15 protein-coding genes are annotated in these 16040 nt (G+C 73.7%); all 15 read right to left on the bottom strand.

Annotated elements, in window-relative coordinates:
• Positions 1 to 13: 13 nt before the first annotated feature.
• The 15 genes from ACFVHB_RS15235 to ACFVHB_RS15165 all read right to left on the bottom strand — a co-directional run bounded on the left by ACFVHB_RS15235 (position 14) and on the right by ACFVHB_RS15165 (position 15887).
• Entirely contained in the window at positions 14 to 1369 is a 1356-nt protein-coding gene (locus ACFVHB_RS15235) for an acetyl-CoA carboxylase biotin carboxylase subunit family protein (RefSeq protein WP_380320896.1), read from the bottom strand.
• Between the two features lie 197 nt (positions 1370 to 1566).
• The gene (locus ACFVHB_RS15230; protein WP_380320893.1) at positions 1567 to 3648 is read right to left on the bottom strand and encodes a PEP/pyruvate-binding domain-containing protein; all 2082 of its coding nucleotides are present in this window, start codon (positions 3646 to 3648) and stop codon (positions 1567 to 1569) included.
• 390 nt (positions 3649 to 4038) lie between these two features.
• Positions 4039 to 5127: a hydrogenase expression/formation protein HypE gene (gene hypE / locus ACFVHB_RS15225; protein ID WP_380321048.1), complete on the bottom strand. Its 1089-nt coding sequence runs from the start codon at positions 5125 to 5127 to the stop codon at positions 4039 to 4041.
• Positions 5128 to 5200: 73 nt separating this feature from the next.
• Complete coding sequence (gene hypD, locus ACFVHB_RS15220) at positions 5201 to 6325, bottom strand: hydrogenase formation protein HypD (RefSeq protein ID WP_380320890.1); 1125 nt, start codon at positions 6323 to 6325, stop codon at positions 5201 to 5203.
• Entirely contained in the window at positions 6322 to 6612 is a 291-nt protein-coding gene (locus tag ACFVHB_RS15215) for a HypC/HybG/HupF family hydrogenase formation chaperone (protein ID WP_380320887.1), read from the bottom strand. The genes hypD and ACFVHB_RS15215 overlap by 4 nt, the downstream gene beginning before the upstream one ends.
• Positions 6613 to 6625: 13 nt before the next feature.
• Positions 6626 to 8947: a carbamoyltransferase HypF gene (gene hypF, locus ACFVHB_RS15210; RefSeq protein WP_380320884.1), complete on the bottom strand. Its 2322-nt coding sequence runs from the start codon at positions 8945 to 8947 to the stop codon at positions 6626 to 6628.
• On the bottom strand, positions 8944 to 9807 hold the full coding sequence (hypB, locus tag ACFVHB_RS15205; RefSeq protein ID WP_380320881.1) for a hydrogenase nickel incorporation protein HypB: 864 nt from the start codon (positions 9805 to 9807) through the stop codon (positions 8944 to 8946). Before hypB ends, hypF begins: the two co-directional genes overlap by 4 nt.
• Before the next feature lie 5 nt (positions 9808 to 9812).
• Positions 9813 to 10193: a hydrogenase maturation nickel metallochaperone HypA gene (gene hypA, locus ACFVHB_RS15200; protein WP_380320878.1), complete on the bottom strand. Its 381-nt coding sequence runs from the start codon at positions 10191 to 10193 to the stop codon at positions 9813 to 9815.
• A 117-nt stretch (positions 10194 to 10310) separates the two neighbouring features.
• Positions 10311 to 10424: a DUF6893 family small protein gene (locus ACFVHB_RS15195; protein WP_380320875.1), complete on the bottom strand. Its 114-nt coding sequence runs from the start codon at positions 10422 to 10424 to the stop codon at positions 10311 to 10313.
• Positions 10418 to 10996, bottom strand: a complete 579-nt coding sequence (locus ACFVHB_RS15190; RefSeq protein WP_380320872.1) for a hydrogenase maturation protease — start codon at positions 10994 to 10996, stop codon at positions 10418 to 10420. The genes ACFVHB_RS15195 and ACFVHB_RS15190 overlap by 7 nt, the downstream gene beginning before the upstream one ends.
• Entirely contained in the window at positions 10993 to 12357 is a 1365-nt protein-coding gene (locus ACFVHB_RS15185; RefSeq protein ID WP_380320869.1) for a hypothetical protein, read from the bottom strand. Before ACFVHB_RS15185 ends, ACFVHB_RS15190 begins: the two co-directional genes overlap by 4 nt.
• Positions 12354 to 12998 (bottom strand): DUF6084 family protein, encoded by a 645-nt coding sequence (locus ACFVHB_RS15180; RefSeq protein ID WP_380320866.1) that lies wholly within the window; start codon positions 12996 to 12998, stop codon positions 12354 to 12356. Before ACFVHB_RS15180 ends, ACFVHB_RS15185 begins: the two co-directional genes overlap by 4 nt.
• A complete protein-coding gene (locus ACFVHB_RS15175) occupies positions 12995 to 13642 on the bottom strand; it encodes a DUF5947 family protein (RefSeq protein WP_380320863.1) in 648 nt (215 codons plus the stop codon). Before ACFVHB_RS15175 ends, ACFVHB_RS15180 begins: the two co-directional genes overlap by 4 nt.
• Positions 13639 to 14106, bottom strand: coding sequence for a thioredoxin (locus tag ACFVHB_RS15170; protein WP_380320860.1), 468 nt, complete (start codon positions 14104 to 14106; stop codon positions 13639 to 13641). Before ACFVHB_RS15170 ends, ACFVHB_RS15175 begins: the two co-directional genes overlap by 4 nt.
• A complete protein-coding gene (locus ACFVHB_RS15165; protein ID WP_380320858.1) occupies positions 14103 to 15887 on the bottom strand; it encodes a nickel-dependent hydrogenase large subunit in 1785 nt (594 codons plus the stop codon). Before ACFVHB_RS15165 ends, ACFVHB_RS15170 begins: the two co-directional genes overlap by 4 nt.
• Positions 15888 to 16040: the final 153 nt, after the last annotated feature.

Raw genomic sequence — 16040 nt, 5'->3', positions numbered from 1 at the left:
ACGGGCCGGCGGCTCAGGAGGCGGCCCGGTGCAGGGCCTTTTCCAGGCCGTTCAGCACGGCGTTGCAGTCGCGGTGCAGCGTGGCGGCGTCGACGGCGCTCAGCAGGTAGACCCCGAGCCAGTTGCGCGATCCCGCGGAGGGGTCGAAGGCGGGGACGGGCTGCCCCGCGGGCATGGCGAAGGCCGGTACGGCCTCGATGGTGCTGCCCGGTGACAGCAGGCTCTGCCAGTCGACGGCCTGCGGGTTCCAGACCGGCCGGCTCCGCCAGGGCACTCCGGCCGCGTCGGCCGGGACGACCGCCACCGACGCGGCGGCCCGGACCCCGTCGGTGAGCATCGCCTCGGGGTAGCGGACCCGCTCGCCGAGCAACTGCCGGACCAGCATGCCGATCGGGTCGAGCCCGAAGACCTCGTGGACCTGCCTGGTCGTCAGCAGGCCGCCGAACCTGGCCGCGGTCTCGATGACCACCAGCCCGCCGTCCTTCATCAGCTTCAGCTCGGTGTGGGTGCCGCAGTTCTCCAGCCCGAGCGCGTCGACCGCACGTCGCGACACCTCCTCGATCCGGCGCTGCAGCGGCACCGGCATGACGGAGGGCGAGGTGCTGGCCACCTCGACGAAGGACGGCACGGTCGGCAGCTTGGCGGTGATGGCCAGCGGGTGGTAGACGCCGTCCGCGACGATGCCCTCCACGCTCACGTAGTCGCCGTAGCCCGGCTCCTGGTACCAGCCCTCGGTGGAGCCCTGGGCGATCTCCTCGACCAGGCGGTCCCGGTCGGTGTCCGCGGCGTAGAGCTCGTTCATGCCGACCTGGCTGCCGGCCCGGAGTCCGCGCTCGATCTCGGCCCACGCCGAGGCGGCGTCCTCGGGCGATTCCAGCACGATCTGGGCGACCGACCCGGCGCCCCAGGCCGGCTTGAGCAGCAGCGGGGGTGTGAACTCGGCCAACGCGGCTTCCAGGTCCGCGAGTTCGTCGACCCGGCGGAACCCGGGTATCGGCACGCCGGCGGCGGCCCACGCCTCCCGCATGAGCCGCTTGTCCCGGGCGCGGAGGATGCCCGCGCCGGCACCGGCCAGGCCCAGCCGGCTCGCGGCGTGCGCGACGGCCAGCACCGCGAACTCCGAGAGGGTCAGCACCGCGTCGGCGCCGATGGCCTTGGCGTGCTCCACGATCAGCTCGACCAGTTCGTCGCCGCGCGGCGCCGCGGGCACCAGCTCGATGCTGGTACAGCTGGGCCGCCACACCTCCTCGGCGGTCGTGGGCAGCGGTGCCAGCGCGAGGACGTGCAGCTCCCCGCAGGCGGCGATGCGCGGGAAGGCGTACTCGAGCGGGGCTCCGCCCTTGACGTAGACGTACAGGATCCTGTTCAACGTGCTTTCTCCTGACAGAAGTTCATGAGGCCTGGGACGCGCGCAGCGGGCTGCCGCACACGGGGCCGCCGTGACGCGCCCGCGTGCCGGGCCGACCGTGACGCGCCCGGACCCGCGTGCCGTCCGGCGCGCGGGCCGTCCGGGCGGTGTCGCTCCCGCCCTTACGCCATCCGGGCCCGCGTGCGGTCCGGGCCGCGTCAGCCGGCGGTGCGGAAGGGGCGCAGTTGCAGCAGGTCGATCCGGTCGCCCTCGATCGCCCACTCGATGTCGACCGGGGCGCCGTACGTCTCGTCGGGCGAGAAGTGCGACTGCAGCAGCCGGCTGATCAGGGCCAGCCGGCGCAGCAGGTCCTTGGTCCCGGCGTCCAGGTCGGTGGTGGCGGTGCCCAGCGAGACCGTGCGGCTGCCGCCCTCCACGGTGTTGCACAGGTACTGCAGCGGGGCGCCCGTGCCGGTGACGACGTCGGTCACCGAGCGCGGCGAGACGTTGAGGTAGACGTCGCGGAAGTCCCGCGGGCTCAGCGGGTTGCAGGTGACCAGGACGCCGCCGACGGTGGCGCCGACCTGTTCCTGGACGATCACGCCCATGCGGCAGTGGTCCAGCGGGATGCCCGCCTGGCGCCGCAGCAGCACCGCACGCGGCGAGAGCAGCGAGGCCCACACCTCCCGGACCGCGTCGACGACCGCGTCCGTGCCTCCCCGGACGTTCGCCACCGACTCGTAGAGTCCGGCGGCGGAGAAGCCCGGAAGGTCCTCGGCGTTGGAGGAGCTGCGGACGACCTGGACGGGGACGCCGTACAGGTGCCGGTGGATCGCCCGGTCGATCTCGGTGCGGATCGGGCCGGGCAGCGGGGTGCCGAGGATCAGCCGCTGGGCTTCGAGGCAGAGTTCCTCGATCCGCGAGGTCCCCTCCGCGGACGAAGCCTCCTCCCGGCCCGAAGTCCGGTGCCGGAGCTCGGTGTCGGGCCGGTCCCGGAGCTCGGAGTCGAGCCGGCCGAGGGCGTCCCGCAGCTCCGCCGAGGAGTCGAGGAAGCGCTGCTGGAGGGAGAACGGCAGCACGATCCCGCGCGGCACGTGGGCGTGCTCCTTCACCAGGTGCCGCGCGGCGGCGGTCAGCTCGGCCTCGTCGGCGCCCTCCGGAAGGCCGAGTTGCCGGGCCAGGTAGCGCAGCAGGTTGTCCCGGGGCGGGCGGGGCACGCGGTAGAAGCCGAGCCAGCGGGGTGAGCCGTACTCCAGCAGGTGGGTGAGTTCACCGAGGTTGGCGGCCTTGGTGCCGAACCGGACGTGGTCGCCCGCACGCAGCGCGGAGAGCGGGGTGATCGGGGTGGGCCCGAGGTCGGGCCGCTCCACGGCGACGCGTTCGGCCGGCGGCGTCGGGCGGACGCCCCCGCCGCCCGGCTGGGCGGCCTCGAGGAGGAGGTCCTCACCGTCGGCGTCGACCCGGTAGCGCACCCAGCGGCCGGCCAGGCCGGCGCGGTCGATCCGTTCGGCGGCTCCGATCCCGATGGCGTTGGGGATCCGCCATCCGGCGGCCATCACGTTGATGTGGGAGAGCGGTGTGGTGTGCTCGGTGTGGATGATGCCGGACACCCGGGGGATGTCCTCGGGCACCCGGGGCATCACCACGATGTCCTGCCACTCCAGGGGCTCGGGGTCGGCCCGGTACTCCTCCTCGGAGCGGAACACCCGCAGCCGCCCGTGGGCCGCTCCGGGGTTCAGCGGCACGAACGAGGCCGTGGAGTAGAGCTCGTGGGACAGGATGCGAGGTATCTCGCTCTCCGGGATGCGGGCGACGTAGCCCTCCTGCCGGTGGCCGGCCGGTTTGAGGAGCAGCGGCAGCGTCGGGTCGATGTGCTCGCGCACCCGGTGGTAGAAGAACCGCAGCATGTCCTGGGACATGGTGTCGACGTCGACCGTTTCCAGCGACAGGAAGCCGTCGGCCGCGGGGCCGCTTTCCGCGGCGCGGCGGGTGTGGTGGGCGAGGGTCCCGAGATAGAAGCGGCGGTCGGGATTCCGGTAGACGTCGTCGTTGAACGAATCGAGCCCGCGGGCCAGTTCCTCGATCGACATACCGAGGATCTCGCCCGCGATGTAACGGACGTGGAGGATACCGTCCGCACTGTCGATGAAGTGGAGCACCGACTCGTCCCGGTCGAGCACGATCTTCACATAGGGGTGACCACCGACGCGGCCGGCGAGCCGGTAGAACTCCGGGAGGGTGAGCCTGTTGCCTGCGAGGCGGGGCCGCGTGGTCGCGTCATTGCGATCCGAACGGGTCATGCGCACAGTTCAGCCATTCGTCATCGTACACACGATCAGTGTGCGTGTGGTTCAGAAGGGTGGTACGGCTACGCACACAGTGCCATCACATCCGAACGTTTGACGAATGGTCATGTGACATCAGGCCATCGTGCATCGATTTCGGCCATGGAATCCCCCTCGGCGGAATCCACGGCACCACCGATCGTGGCGGAGGTCACAGGAACTCACCAGAACTCCCGGGAACTCCCGGGAACTCCCCGGAACTCCCCGGAACTCTCCGGAACTCTCCGGAACTCCCCGGAGGGCGTGATCCCCGAGGGCGATCGAGCATTTCCGGAAATGTTGACTGTTGCACGACCCCGGCGCGTGGCAGGGCACGCACCGGGGCCGTTGCGGGGCGGGTCGCGGCTAGCAGATCCGCGGCAGCTGTTCGCCGATCGGGAGGTCCACCACCCGGGTTCCGCCGAACGCCGTGCGGGCGACGACCATGCCGGGGTGGTCGGGAACGCACTCGCCGATCACCGCCGCGCCCGCGCCCAGCGGGTGGGCCCGCATGGCGGCGAGCACGGCCTCCGCCTCCCGGCGCGGTACGAAGGCGACCAGCTTGCCCTCGTTGGCGACGTACATCGGGTCGAGGCCCAGCACGGCGCAGGCGTTCGCCACCTGCGGCGGGACCGGGACGGAGCGCTCGGTCACCACCACGCCCACGCCCGCCGCCGCCGCGATCTCGTTGAGCGCCGCGGCCAGGCCGCCCCGGGTGGGGTCGCGCAGGACGTGCAGGTCGGGAGTGACGGCCAGCATCGCCTCGACCAGGCCGCCGAGCGCGGCGCAGTCGCTCTCGATCCCGACCCCGAACTCCAGGCCCTCGCGGACGCTCATGATCGCGACGCCGTGCAGCCCGATCTCCCCGCTGACGATCACCACGTCACCCGGGACAGCCCGCTGCGGCCTGATGTCCACGCCCGCCGGGACGAGCCCGATGCCGGCGGTGTTCAGGTAGACGCCGTCGCCGTGGCCGGCCTCGACCACCTTGGTGTCCCCGGTGACGACCTCCACCCCGGCCGCGCGCGCGGCGGCGCCCATCGACCGGGCCACCCGGTCCACGACGGCCATCTCCACCCCTTCCTCCAGGATGAAGCCGCAGGACAGGTAGGCGGCCCGCGCGCCGCTCATCGCCAGGTCGTTGACCGTCCCGTTGACGGCGAGGTCACCGATGCCGCCGCCGGGGAAGAACAGCGGCCGGACGACGTAGGAGTCGGTGGAGAAGGCGAGCCTGGCGCCGCCGAGCTCCAGGACCGCGGAGTCCGCGAGGACGGCGAGGGTCCGGCCGCCGAACGCGGGGGCGAAGAGGTTGGCCACGAGCTCGGCGGACATCGCCCCGCCGCCGCCGTGCCCCATCACCACCCGGGGGTGGTCGCGCAGCGGCAGCGGACAGCTCCACCCGGAGAAGTCGGGCGCCGGGGCCGGCCCCACGGCCGGCTCCGCGCCGGGCGCCACGGCCCGCTCCGCGGCCGCCTCCGCGACGTCCTCCACGGCCGGAACCGCCGACGGCCCGGTCAGGATCTCGGTGTCAGCCAACGGGGCTCGCCTCCCGGGAAACGCCCGGCGTGCCGAGCCGCCGGTAGAGGTAGTACGCGGCGCAGGCCCCCTCGCTGGACACCATGGTGGCGCCGAGCGGGGTGCGCGGGGTGCAGACGGTGCCGAAGGCCTCGCACTGGTTCGGCTTGAGCAGGCCCTGCAGGACTTCGCCGCTGCGGCACTGGGCGGGTTCGCGGGTGGTGATCCCGGCGACGTCGAAGCGGTGCTCGGCGTCGTGGTCACGGTAGCGCGGCGAGAGCCGCCAGCCGCTCCGCGGGATGACGCCGATCCCGCGCCAGGCCCGGTCGGTCACCTCGAAGACGTCCTCCAGCATGGCCCGGGCGGCCGGGTTGCCCTCCGGGCGGACGGCCCGCGGGTAGGCGTTGTCGACGGTGTGCTCCCCGCGCTCCAACTGCCGTACGGTGCGGCGGATCCCCTCCAGGATGTCCAGCGGTTCGAAACCGGTGACCACGATCGGCACCCGGTGGCGCTCGGCCAGCGCCGGGTACTCGTCGATGCCCATCACGCTGCACACGTGCCCGGCCGCGAGGAAGCCCTGGACCCGGCAGTCCGGCGAGTTCATGATGGCCTCGATGGCCGGGGGCACGCGCACGTGCGAGACGAGCATGCTGAAGTTGCGCACCCCGTGCTTCCTGGCCTGGTGGACGGCCATGGCGTTCGGCGGGGCGGTGGTCTCGAAGCCGATGCCGAAGAAGACCACCTCGCGGTCCGGGTTCTCCCGGGCGATCCGCAGCGCGTCCAGCGGCGAGTAGACCACGCGCACGTCACCGCCCTCCCCGCGGACGCGGAAGAGGTCCCGGTCGGTGCCCGGCACCCGCAGCATGTCGCCGAACGAGCAGAAGATCACCCCGGGCCGGGCGGCGATCGCCAGCGCCCGGTCGATCACCTCCAGCGGGGTCACGCACACCGGGCACCCCGGCCCGTGGATCAACTCCACTCCCTCCGGCAGCAGTTGGTCGATGCCGTGCCGGATGATGGTGTGGGTCTGCCCGCCGCACACCTCCATCAGCGCCCACGGTCTGGTGACCACCGCCCTGATGTCGGCGAGCAGGCCGCCCGCCAACTCCGGGTTCTGGAACTCCTCCAGGTACCTCACTGCCGCTCCTCCGTTCCGGCCAGGCCGGCCGCCGCCTCCCACGGGTCGCCGAACTCCTCCTGCAGGAGCCCGAGTTCGGCGAAGAGCTCCAGGGTCCGCCGGGCCGACTCCTCGTCCAGGCGCTGCAGGGCGAAGCCGACGTGCACGATGGCGTACTCACCCACCTCCAGGTCGGGGAGGTACTCCAGGCACACGTCCTTGACGACTCCGCCGAAGTCGACGACCGCCATCCGCGTCCCGTCACGCTCCGCGATCTCCATCACCCTGCCGGGCACCGCCAGGCACATGGGTCCTCTCCTCTCAACCGGCGCCCGAGCCGCCGGCCCGGGCGGCCACCATCAGCTGGCCGAGCGCCAGTCCGCCGTCGTTGGGCGGCACCCGGCGGTGCCGCAGCACGGTGAAGCCGTCCGCCCGCAGCCCCCGCGCGCAGTCGGAGGAGAGCAGCGCGTTGGCGAAGACCCCTCCGGTCAGCGCGACCGTCTCCAGGCCGTGCTCCTCCCGGGCGGCCCGGCACAGCGCGCGGACCAGTCCCGCCACGGCGCCGTGGAACCGGCCGGCGACCAGCCCGCTCGACGCGCCGGCGGCGAGGTCGGCGACCACCGCCGCCAGCACCGGTCCGGGATCTGCGGTCAAACCCCCACCGGCCCCGCGGAGTTCGAAGCCGTAGGGCTCGTCGGCCGGGCCGTGGGCCAGCGCCGCCGCCTCCAGTTCGATCGCCGCCTGCGCCTCGTACTCGGCCAGCTGGCAGACACCGGCCAGCGAGGAGACCGCGTCGAACAGCCGGCCCATGCTGGAGGTCGGCACGCAGTTCAGCGAGCGCTCCAACTGCCGCTCCAACACGGCCGATTCGCCATCCGGACAGGCCCGAACCGGCGGCAGGCCGGCCGCCCACGGGAGGCCCGCCGCCCACAGGTGGGCGAGCGCCATCCGGTACGGGCGCACCACCGCCGCGTCACCGCCCGGCAGCGGGACGTACGCCAGGTGTCCGAAGCGGCGGAAGCCGTCGTAGTCGGCGAGCAGCACCTCACCGCCCCAGACCGCCCCGTCGTCGCCGTACCCGGTCCCGTCGAACGCGACCCCGATGACGGGACGGCGACCGTCCAGCCCGTGCTCCGCCATGACCGAGGCGACGTGCGCGTGGTGGTGCTGCACCGGCCTGAGTTCCTCCCGCCGGAAGGACCGCCGGGCGTGCCGGGCGGACCGGTAGCCGGGGTGACGGTCCACCGCCAGCACCTCCGGCCGGACCCCGGTGACGGCCCCCAGGTGCGCCACCGCGCGGTCGAAGGCGTCCAGCGTGGCGAGGTCGTCCATGTCCCCGATGTGCCCGGACATCCAGGCGTAGCCGTCGCGCGCCAGCGCGAAGGTGTTCTTGAGGTCGCCGCCGACGGCGAGCACGGGGCGGACCGGCACGGGGAGCGGCAACGGCAGCGGCGCTTGGCCGCGGGAGCGGCGGACCGGCAGCTGTTCCCCGTCCACCACCCGCACCACCGAGTCCTCGCACGGGACGTGGATGGTCCGGTCGTGCGTCAGCCAGGCGTCCACCAGCGGGGCGAGTCTGGCGAAGGCGTCCCGGTCGTCCGTCACGATGGGCTCGCCGGAGAGGTTGGCGCTGGTCATCACCAGCAGCCCGGGGCCGGGCGGCGCGAGCAGCAGGTGGTGCAGCGGGGTGTACGGCAGCATCACGCCGAGGTCGGGGCTGCGCGGCGCCACGGCCTCCAGCGCCGCCGACGGCGGGCCCGACCGGCGGAGCAGCACGATCGGCCGGACCGGACCGGTGAGCAGTTCCTCCTCGACCGGTCCCAACCGGACCAGCCCGGCGATCTCCCCGAGGTCCCGGGCCATCAGGGCGAAGGGTTTGGCGCCGCGCCGCTTGCGCCGGCGCAGCCGGGTGACGCTCTCCTCGTTCAGCGCGTCGCACGCCAGGTGGTACCCGCCGATGCCCTTGACGGCCAGGATCGCCCCGGCGCGCAGCAGCCGGCGGGCCTCGTCGAGGGCGGCCCCGCGCTCGACCGCCGGCCTCCCCGGCACGGCCAGGGCGAGTCCTGGCCCGCACGCGTGGCAGCAGACCGGCTGCGCGTGGAAGCGCCGGTCGGCCGGATCGGTGTACTCCCGGGTGCAGTCCGGGCACATCGGGAACCCGGCCATGGTGGTGTTGGCCCGGTCGTAGGGCAGCCCGGTGACGATGGTGTGGCGCGGGCCGCAGTTGGTGCAGCTGATGAACGGGTGCCGGTAGCGGCGGTCGCCCGGGTCGGCCAGTTCGGCGAGGCAGTCCGCGCAGGTGGCGGTGTCCGGCGGCACCAGGGTCCGCCGCGGGCCGTCGTCCCGGGACGGCGTGATGGCGAAGCCGGACGCACCGGTGGGGGGCAGCGGCGCGTGCTCCACGGAGGCGACCCGGGCCAGCGGCGGCGCGTCGCTCGCGACGCGCCGGCAGAACGCCTCCACGGCCTCCCGCCGGCCCTCGACCTCGGCCAGCACCCCTTCGCCGGTGTTGGTGACGGTGCCGGCGAGACCGAGCTCGGCGGCGAGGGCGAAGACGAACGGCCGGAAGCCGACGCCCTGGACGACCCCGTGGACCGCCACCCTCCGCCGTTCCGGCCCGGCCTGTGCCTGACCGACCGTCACGACCGCCCCGCTTCCACGTCCGGGAGCTGCGGATCCGGGTGCGGGTGGGCGTGCGGGTGCGGATCCGGGTGGGCGTGCGGATGCGGGTGGGCGTGCGGGTGCGCGTGCCCAGGTGCCCCGTGTCCCGGCGCGCCGTGTCCGAGCGCCCCGTGTCCGAGCGCTCCCTGCTCCGGCGCGCCCGCCATCACCGGCCGGTGCACCTCCGCGCCGTCCAGCACGGCGCACGCCCGGTCCAGCAGCTCCCCGACCCCCTGCCCGGTCCGGGCCGAGGTGAACAGCACCTCCACCCCCGGGTTGACCCGCGCGACGCTCGCCAGGAACGCGGCCTCGTCGAACTCCACCGCCGCCGCGAGGTCGGCCTTGGTCACCAGTACCAGGTTGGCCAGCCCGAACGCCGTCGGGTACTTGAGCGGCTTGTCCTCCCCCTCGGTGACCGAGGCGAGCACCACCCGCAGCGACTCGCCGAGGTCGTACGAGGCCGGGCAGACCAGGTTGCCGACGTTCTCCACGAACAGCAGCCTGGTCCCCCGCGGCAGCCAGCCGTCCAGCTGGCCGCTGAGCATCTCCGTCTCCAGGTGGCACAGCCCGTCGGTGAGCACCTGCTTCACCGGCGCGCCCGAACGGGCCAGCCGCATCGCGTCGTTCTCCGTGGCGAGGTCCGCGGTGAGCGCCGCGACCGGGATCCCCCGCTCCCCGGCCAGCCCGAGTTCGGCCTCCAGCAGCGCCGTCTTCCCGCTGCCCGGGCTGGAGAGCAGGTTCACGGCGACGGTGCCCTGGGCGGCGAGCCGCGCACGCAGCTCGCGGGCTCCGTCGTCGTTCCGGGCGAGCACCGCCCGCCGGAGTTCCACCGTGCGACACATGGGTTTCAGCCTTCCTGTCCGGCTCCGGCGCCCGCCGGGCGTTCGGCCCACTCGACGCCGAGGATCTGCAGCTCCCGGCCCGCCAGCAGCTCGACCCGGGTGCCGTCGCAGTGCGGGCACCCCAGGTCGGGCGGCATGCCGACCGCCCACTCCACCTCGCACGGCACGCACCTGGCGCGTGCCGGCACCGCCTCGGTCTCCAGTACCGCGCCTTCCAACAGCGTGCCGGAGCAGGCGAGTTCGAAGCAGAAGTCGAGCGCCGACGGCACCACCCCGGCCAGCTCACCGACCTGCAGGCGCACCCGCGCCACCGCGTCCACGCCGTGCTCGCGCGCCGCGGCGTCCACCTGCTCGACGACTGCCGTCGCGATCGACATCTCGTGCATGGGCCCCGCTCCCGCCGCTGGAGGCAACAGGCTTCATTACAGGGTGCGGCGGCGGCAGCGGCTCGAAGCCGCGCCGCCGCCGCACCCGGGACTACGCCGTTCGCAGCAGTCCGCCGCTCACATCCGGCGAATGCGCAGATAGCGCTTCAGCTCGTCCAGGTTCTGCCAGACCAGCGCCGCGACGACGGCCCCGGCGGCCACGGCGGCCACGCCGAGCAGGTTCTTCACCATGTCGATGCCTCTCTCTCCGTTTGCACGTCCGCTTGCCGGTGCACCACGTGCCCGTCCGCGGTCCCGTCCGCGTTCCCGTCCACCCGCTCGTCCGGCCCGTCCGCACCGACGGCCCGCAGGACCAGCCGGACCGCCTCCTCGACGGCGGCGGCCACCGGTGCGCTCAGCCCGATGCCCTCCTCCAGCGACTCCGGCTCGCACCCCACCACGAGGACCCGCCCGGGCGGCGACCCGCCCGTCCCGGCGGCCAGCGTGCCGAGCAGGCCGAGCACGGCGTCCGGTCCCATCCGGTGCCCGTCCAGCGCGGGCGCCTCCACCGGTCCGGCGTCCGGCTCGATCAGGTGGACCGTCCCCGGCGCGGACCCGCGTGCGGTGGCGTCGACGAGCACCAACATCCGGTACCCGTCGAGGAGTTGATAGGCCAGGTGGACGCCGCGCACCCCGACGTCGACCACGTCGACGTCCTCCGGCAGCCGGTGCTCGCGCAGCCGCCGGACGGTCTCCACCCCGAACCCGTCGTCGCCGAGGAAGATGTTGCCCACCCCGGCGACCAGCACCCGCCCCGCCGTCACGGCCCCTCCAGCGGCGTGATCTCGTCCGGCTGGAAGTACCGGTACCGGCCCTGGGCCCGCCACAGGTCCGCCCCCGGGTCGTCCTCCAGCGTCACCGCCAGGTGCACCGAGCCGTCGACGTCGTGCAGGACGGCCTCCACCACGGCGGTCCGCCCGTCCAGGAACAGGTCCTGGGCGTCGGTGCGCCGCCGGCCGGGCCGGAGCAGCACCCGGCTGCCGGCTCCCACCTCGTGGCCGCCGACCAGCACGTGGTCCCGCCCGGGGTCGACCCCGGCATCGGCACCCGGGTCCCACCAGGGCTGCTCGGGGGCGTTCCCGGTGAGCTCACGCAGGCCCCGGACGGCGCCGTGCAGCCGCTCCAGCACCTCCGGGGGCATCGAGTCGGCGAGGTCGATCACGGCACCCGCCCGCTCGTCGGTGCCCCGGGCCTCCCGCTTCTCTCGGTCCGTCAGGGCCGCGGTCCGCATCGCGAGGATCTCGTCGATCTCGGTCGCGTCGTAGAGCACGCCGGGGCTCTCGGGGGCGACGCTCGGGTGGTCCTCCAGGATGATCGGCGAGGAGAGCAGCACCTGGTCACGGCCGGGCGGGCCCGCCAGGACCGGCCAGGTGTGCTCGTTGCGGCACCGCGCGACGGCGGCCCGGGCCCACTCGGGCGGGTCGGTCACCGACAGGAAGGAGCCGCGGTCCAGCCCCAGCAGCAGGTGTGCCGAGACGAGCGAGTGCGGCAGCGCCGCCTCCCGCCGGTCGCCCGGCCGCGGCGCCCAGTCGGTGGTGTTCTCCACGAGGGCGGTCAGCCGTCGCGCCCCGTACGGTCCCGGGACCTCCGGCGCCGTCAGCCGCAGGACGCCGTCGATCCGCTGGCGCCGGCGCAGCAGCCGGCCGACCGGCGCGCCGTGCTCGCGGAGCAGCTCCATCTCCTCGCAGGCCGGCAGCCGGAACGGCCGCACGACCTCCTCGTCGGCCAACTCGTCGACCGGGACGACGAGTTCCACCCGCTCCTCGACGCCCTCGTCCCACGGGACGAGCACCCGGTCGGCGAGTTCCAGCTCGTCGACCGTCTCGAAGCCGCCGGTGGGGGTGGCGCGCTGGACGGTGCGCCGCTGTGCCCGGAGGAACCGCAGTTCGACGGCCAGCCGGTCGCCGGGGCGCGGCTCCATCAGGCACTCGGTGCGCTGGTGGCTGTGCTCGCCGCTGTCCGCTCCGTAGCCGGGCGGGACGAGCACGCCGAACTGCCAGCGCAGCCGGTTCTTGGCCGCGGAGGCCCGGTAGGGGTAGAGCACGTACCCCTCGAAGAGGACGGCGTCGGCGATCTGCCGCGCCTGGGCGAACCGGCTCTCGGTGCCGGCCGTGAAGGCGGTCACCGGGCCACCCCCTCGGCCCGGTCCCCGTCGAGCAGCTCGCGCACGGTGGCCTCCCAGGACGGCAGGGCGCGGCGCGAGCGGTAGGCGAGCAGCGCGTCCATGAGGTCCTCGGGCAGCCGCAGCCACCCGCAGCCCGGGAAGTGCCGGTCGATCGCCTCCCGCCAGACCCGTACCGGCATCCGCACCGCGGCCTCCCGGTCCCAGGGCACCGGGGAGACCTGGAACCCGCCCGGGCCGGTGAACGCGGTGCCCGAGAACAGCAGCAGCAGGGGGACGTCGCCGCCGTCCAGCGCCCTGAGGTAGCGGGCCGAGGCCACGTCCATGTCGTAGGTGCACGGCACGGGCACGTCGGTCTCGGTCTCGCCGGTGAAGCCGGGCACCATCAGCGGCACCTGGGCGAACTCGACCGGGTTCAGCGTGCTGCCCCAGCGCGAGCGTTCGCCGAAGAGGTCCGCCAGCCGCCCGCCCTCCGCCTCGCCGTACGGGCGCCGGGCGGGCTCGATGCGCAGCTGGCAGCGGAGCGCCAGGGCGTGCACCCGGGTCGCGGGGGGTGCGGTGATGCGCAGCCGGAAGAGCAGGGTCGGTCCGGCCGCGTGTTCGGCCGCCCGGACTCCGGTGCAGGCGAAGGCCAGTTCGGTCACCGGGTGCCGTCCTCTCGCAGGGGCCGGGCCCGCTCGGCGAGCCGGGCGAAGAAGGCGTCGAGCTCGGTCCTGGCCTCGGCGCCGCCGTCGAAGCCCTTCCAGCAGCGCCGCAGCCGGCCGACCAGTTCGTAGCAGACGTCGATCGGCACCAGGTGGCAGTGGACCCCGTCGGCGGTGTGGCGCAGCAGCAGCGCCTCCACGTCGGGTTCCAGGGCGGCGGCGAGCCTGCTGGCGCCGAGCGCGGCCTGCCAGGCGCCCTCGTCCGGCTCGCTCTCGGTCGCTCCGGCCGGGCCGGGGTAGAGCAGCACGTACCGCTGCTGCCGGGCGTTGCGGAACAGGAAGGCGGTGCCGACCGGGATGCCGAGGGCCGCCCAGGCCTGCTCGCCGATCCGGTGGTCCGGGTCGGTCAGGTAGCGGTCGGGGACGCCGCGGTAGCGTCCTCCGGCCGCGGCGGGCTGCTGGAACAGCAGCCCGCAGGCGGTGCAGACGCAGGTGAGGGCCTGTTCCTCGGTGTCCACCAGGTGCCGGTGCGGGTCGGGGACGCTCCGGCCGCAGAAGGCGCAGCGCTCCGGCTGCGGCGGGGCGGGCTCGCGCAGCCGTCGCAGCAGGGCGGTGCCGGGCCGGTCGAGCTGACGGGCGCTCACCGCGCCTCCGCCGGGGCCGGTGGGCGGGTGCCGATCTGCAGGAGCTGCGGCGCCCGGTCCAGCACCACCGCGGTCACCTCGGGCGCGTGGCAGGCGAGCGCGGCCTCGACGTCCTGCTCGGAGCAGCCGCAGCCGCTCCGGGCCCGGCGCACCCGCACCGTGCCGCTCCCGGGATCGTAGCCGAGCAGCTCGACCGGTTCGGGCAGCGAGGCCAGCGCGCGGGCGATCCGGGTGGCGGTGTCCTCGGGGTGCAGGTCGTGCAGGACCAGCAGTCCGGCCACCGCCGGGTCGTCCAGCAGGGCGGAGAGCTCGGGCGCCGGCAGCGCCCGGACGAGCCGGGCGAGGCCGTCGGCGTAGAACGCCATGAGGTCGCGCACCAGCTGTTCGCCGGTCTCCTGCGCGCCGTCGTCGGCGAGCCGGTCCAGTGCCTCCTGGATCCGCAGGCCGGTCTGCTCCGGCGTCATGCGGTGAGTCCGCTCAGGCCCGTGGGCACGTGCATCTTCTGCACGGTCCGGCCGCCGCCCACGTACATGTGGACGCCGCAGGGCAGGCAGGGGTCGAAGCTGCGGACGGCCCGCATGATGTCGATGCCCTTGAAGGTGTCGGGCGGGTTCTCCTCGAAGATCGGGGTGTTCTGCACGGCGTCCTCGTACGGGCCGGGGGTGCCGTAGCTGTCGCGGACGCTGGCGTTCCACGGGGTCGGCGGGTACGGGTGGTAGTTGGCGATCTTGCCGTCCCGGATCACCATGTGGTGCGACAGGACGCCGCGCACGGCCTCGGTGAAGCCGCAGCCGATGGACTCGTCCGGCACCTCGAACCGTTCCCAGGTCTGGCTGCGGCCGGCCCGGACCTCGTCCAGCGCCTTCTCCGCGAAGTGCAGGGCCGCCGCGGCCGCGTACGCCTGGAAGTAGGTGCGGGCGCGGTTGCGTTCGAGGGCGTTGCTCCACCGCGGGATCTTCCACTCGAAGGTGACCTCGGGTTTGGTCATCGTCCGGGGCAGGTTGATCTGCACGCTGTGGCCGGTGGCCTTGACGTAGCCGATGTCGACCAGCCCCGACAGGGCGGTGGACCACAGGCGGGCGATGGGTCCGCCGCCGGTGTCGAGGGCCAGGTGCTCCTTGCCGTCGAACCAGCGCGGGGACATCACCCAGCTGTACTTGTCGTCGAAGTTCCGCTTCTGCGGCTGCGGGAGGGTGTGCTGGTTCCAGGGGTGCCGGGGGTCGACCGGGTTGCCGAGCGGGTCGTGCGTGACGAACAGCTCCTTGCCCTGCCAGTCCTCGTAGTAGGAGCTGCCGAGCAGGATCCGGATGCCGAGGTTGATCTCGGTGAGGTCGTTGGTGACCAGCTTGCCGTCCACGACGATGCCCGGGGTGACGAACATCTTCCGTCCCCAGTCGGTCATGTTGCGGTACGTGAAGTCGCAGTGGTCGGGGTCGTTGAGGCTGCCCCAGCAGCCGAGCAGCACGCGCCGCCGGCCGACCTCCTCGTACCCGGGCAGCGCCTGGTAGAAGAAGTCGAAGAGGTCGTCGTGGAGCGGCACGACCTTCTTCATGAACTCCACGTAGCGCGTCAGCCGGGTCAGGTAGTCGGTGAACAGCTGGACGGTGGCCACCGTGCCGACGCCGCCGGGGTAGAGCGTGGAGGGGTGCACGTGGCGGCCCTCCATCAGGCAGAACATCTCCCGGGTGTAGCGGCTGACCTGCAGCGCCTCGCGGTAGAACTCGCCCTCGATCGGGTTGAGCGAGCGCATGATGTCGGCGATGGTCTTGTAGCCGTGGTCGCCGGCGTGCGGCGCCTCGGTGCGCTCGGCCAGTTCGAGCACGCCGGGGTTGGTCTCGCGGACCATCTTCTCGCAGTAGTCGACCCCGACCAGGTTCTCCTGGAAGATGTTGTGGTCGAACATGTACTCGGCGGCCTCGCCGAGGTTGATGATCCACTCGCCGAGGTGCGGGGGCTTCACGCCGTACGCCATGTTCTGCGTGTAGACCGAACAGGTGGCGTGGTTGTCACCGCAGATGCCGCAGATCCGGCTGGTGATGAAGTGCGCGTCGCGCGGGTCCTTGCCCCGCATGAAGACGCTGTAGCCGCGGAAGACCGAGGAGGTGCTGTAGCACTCCGCGACCTTCTTCTGCTTGAAGTCGATCTTCGTGTGGATGCCGAGGCTGCCCACGATCCGGGTGATCGGGTCCCAGGACATCTCCACCAGGCCGCTGCCGTCACCGGTCGCCTTGGTCGTCGGTGCCATCGTGTCTGTCGTGCCCTTCTGAAGACGGGGAGGGGATGCGCCGGGCGGGGGGGCCCCGCCGGGGGGGCGGGGGCCCCCCCGGGGGAGCAGCGGGCGCCGCCCCGCCGCCGGGCCGCCGGTACCACCGCCGCGCCCGCCTGCGCGACGAAGCGC

It is taken from the genome of Kitasatospora sp. NPDC127111, assembly GCF_042677465.1.
GTDB lineage: Bacteria > Actinomycetota > Actinomycetes > Streptomycetales > Streptomycetaceae > Kitasatospora.
Note: the sequence above shows the minus strand (reverse complement) of the source record. Positions and strands in the feature narration are given on the sequence as shown.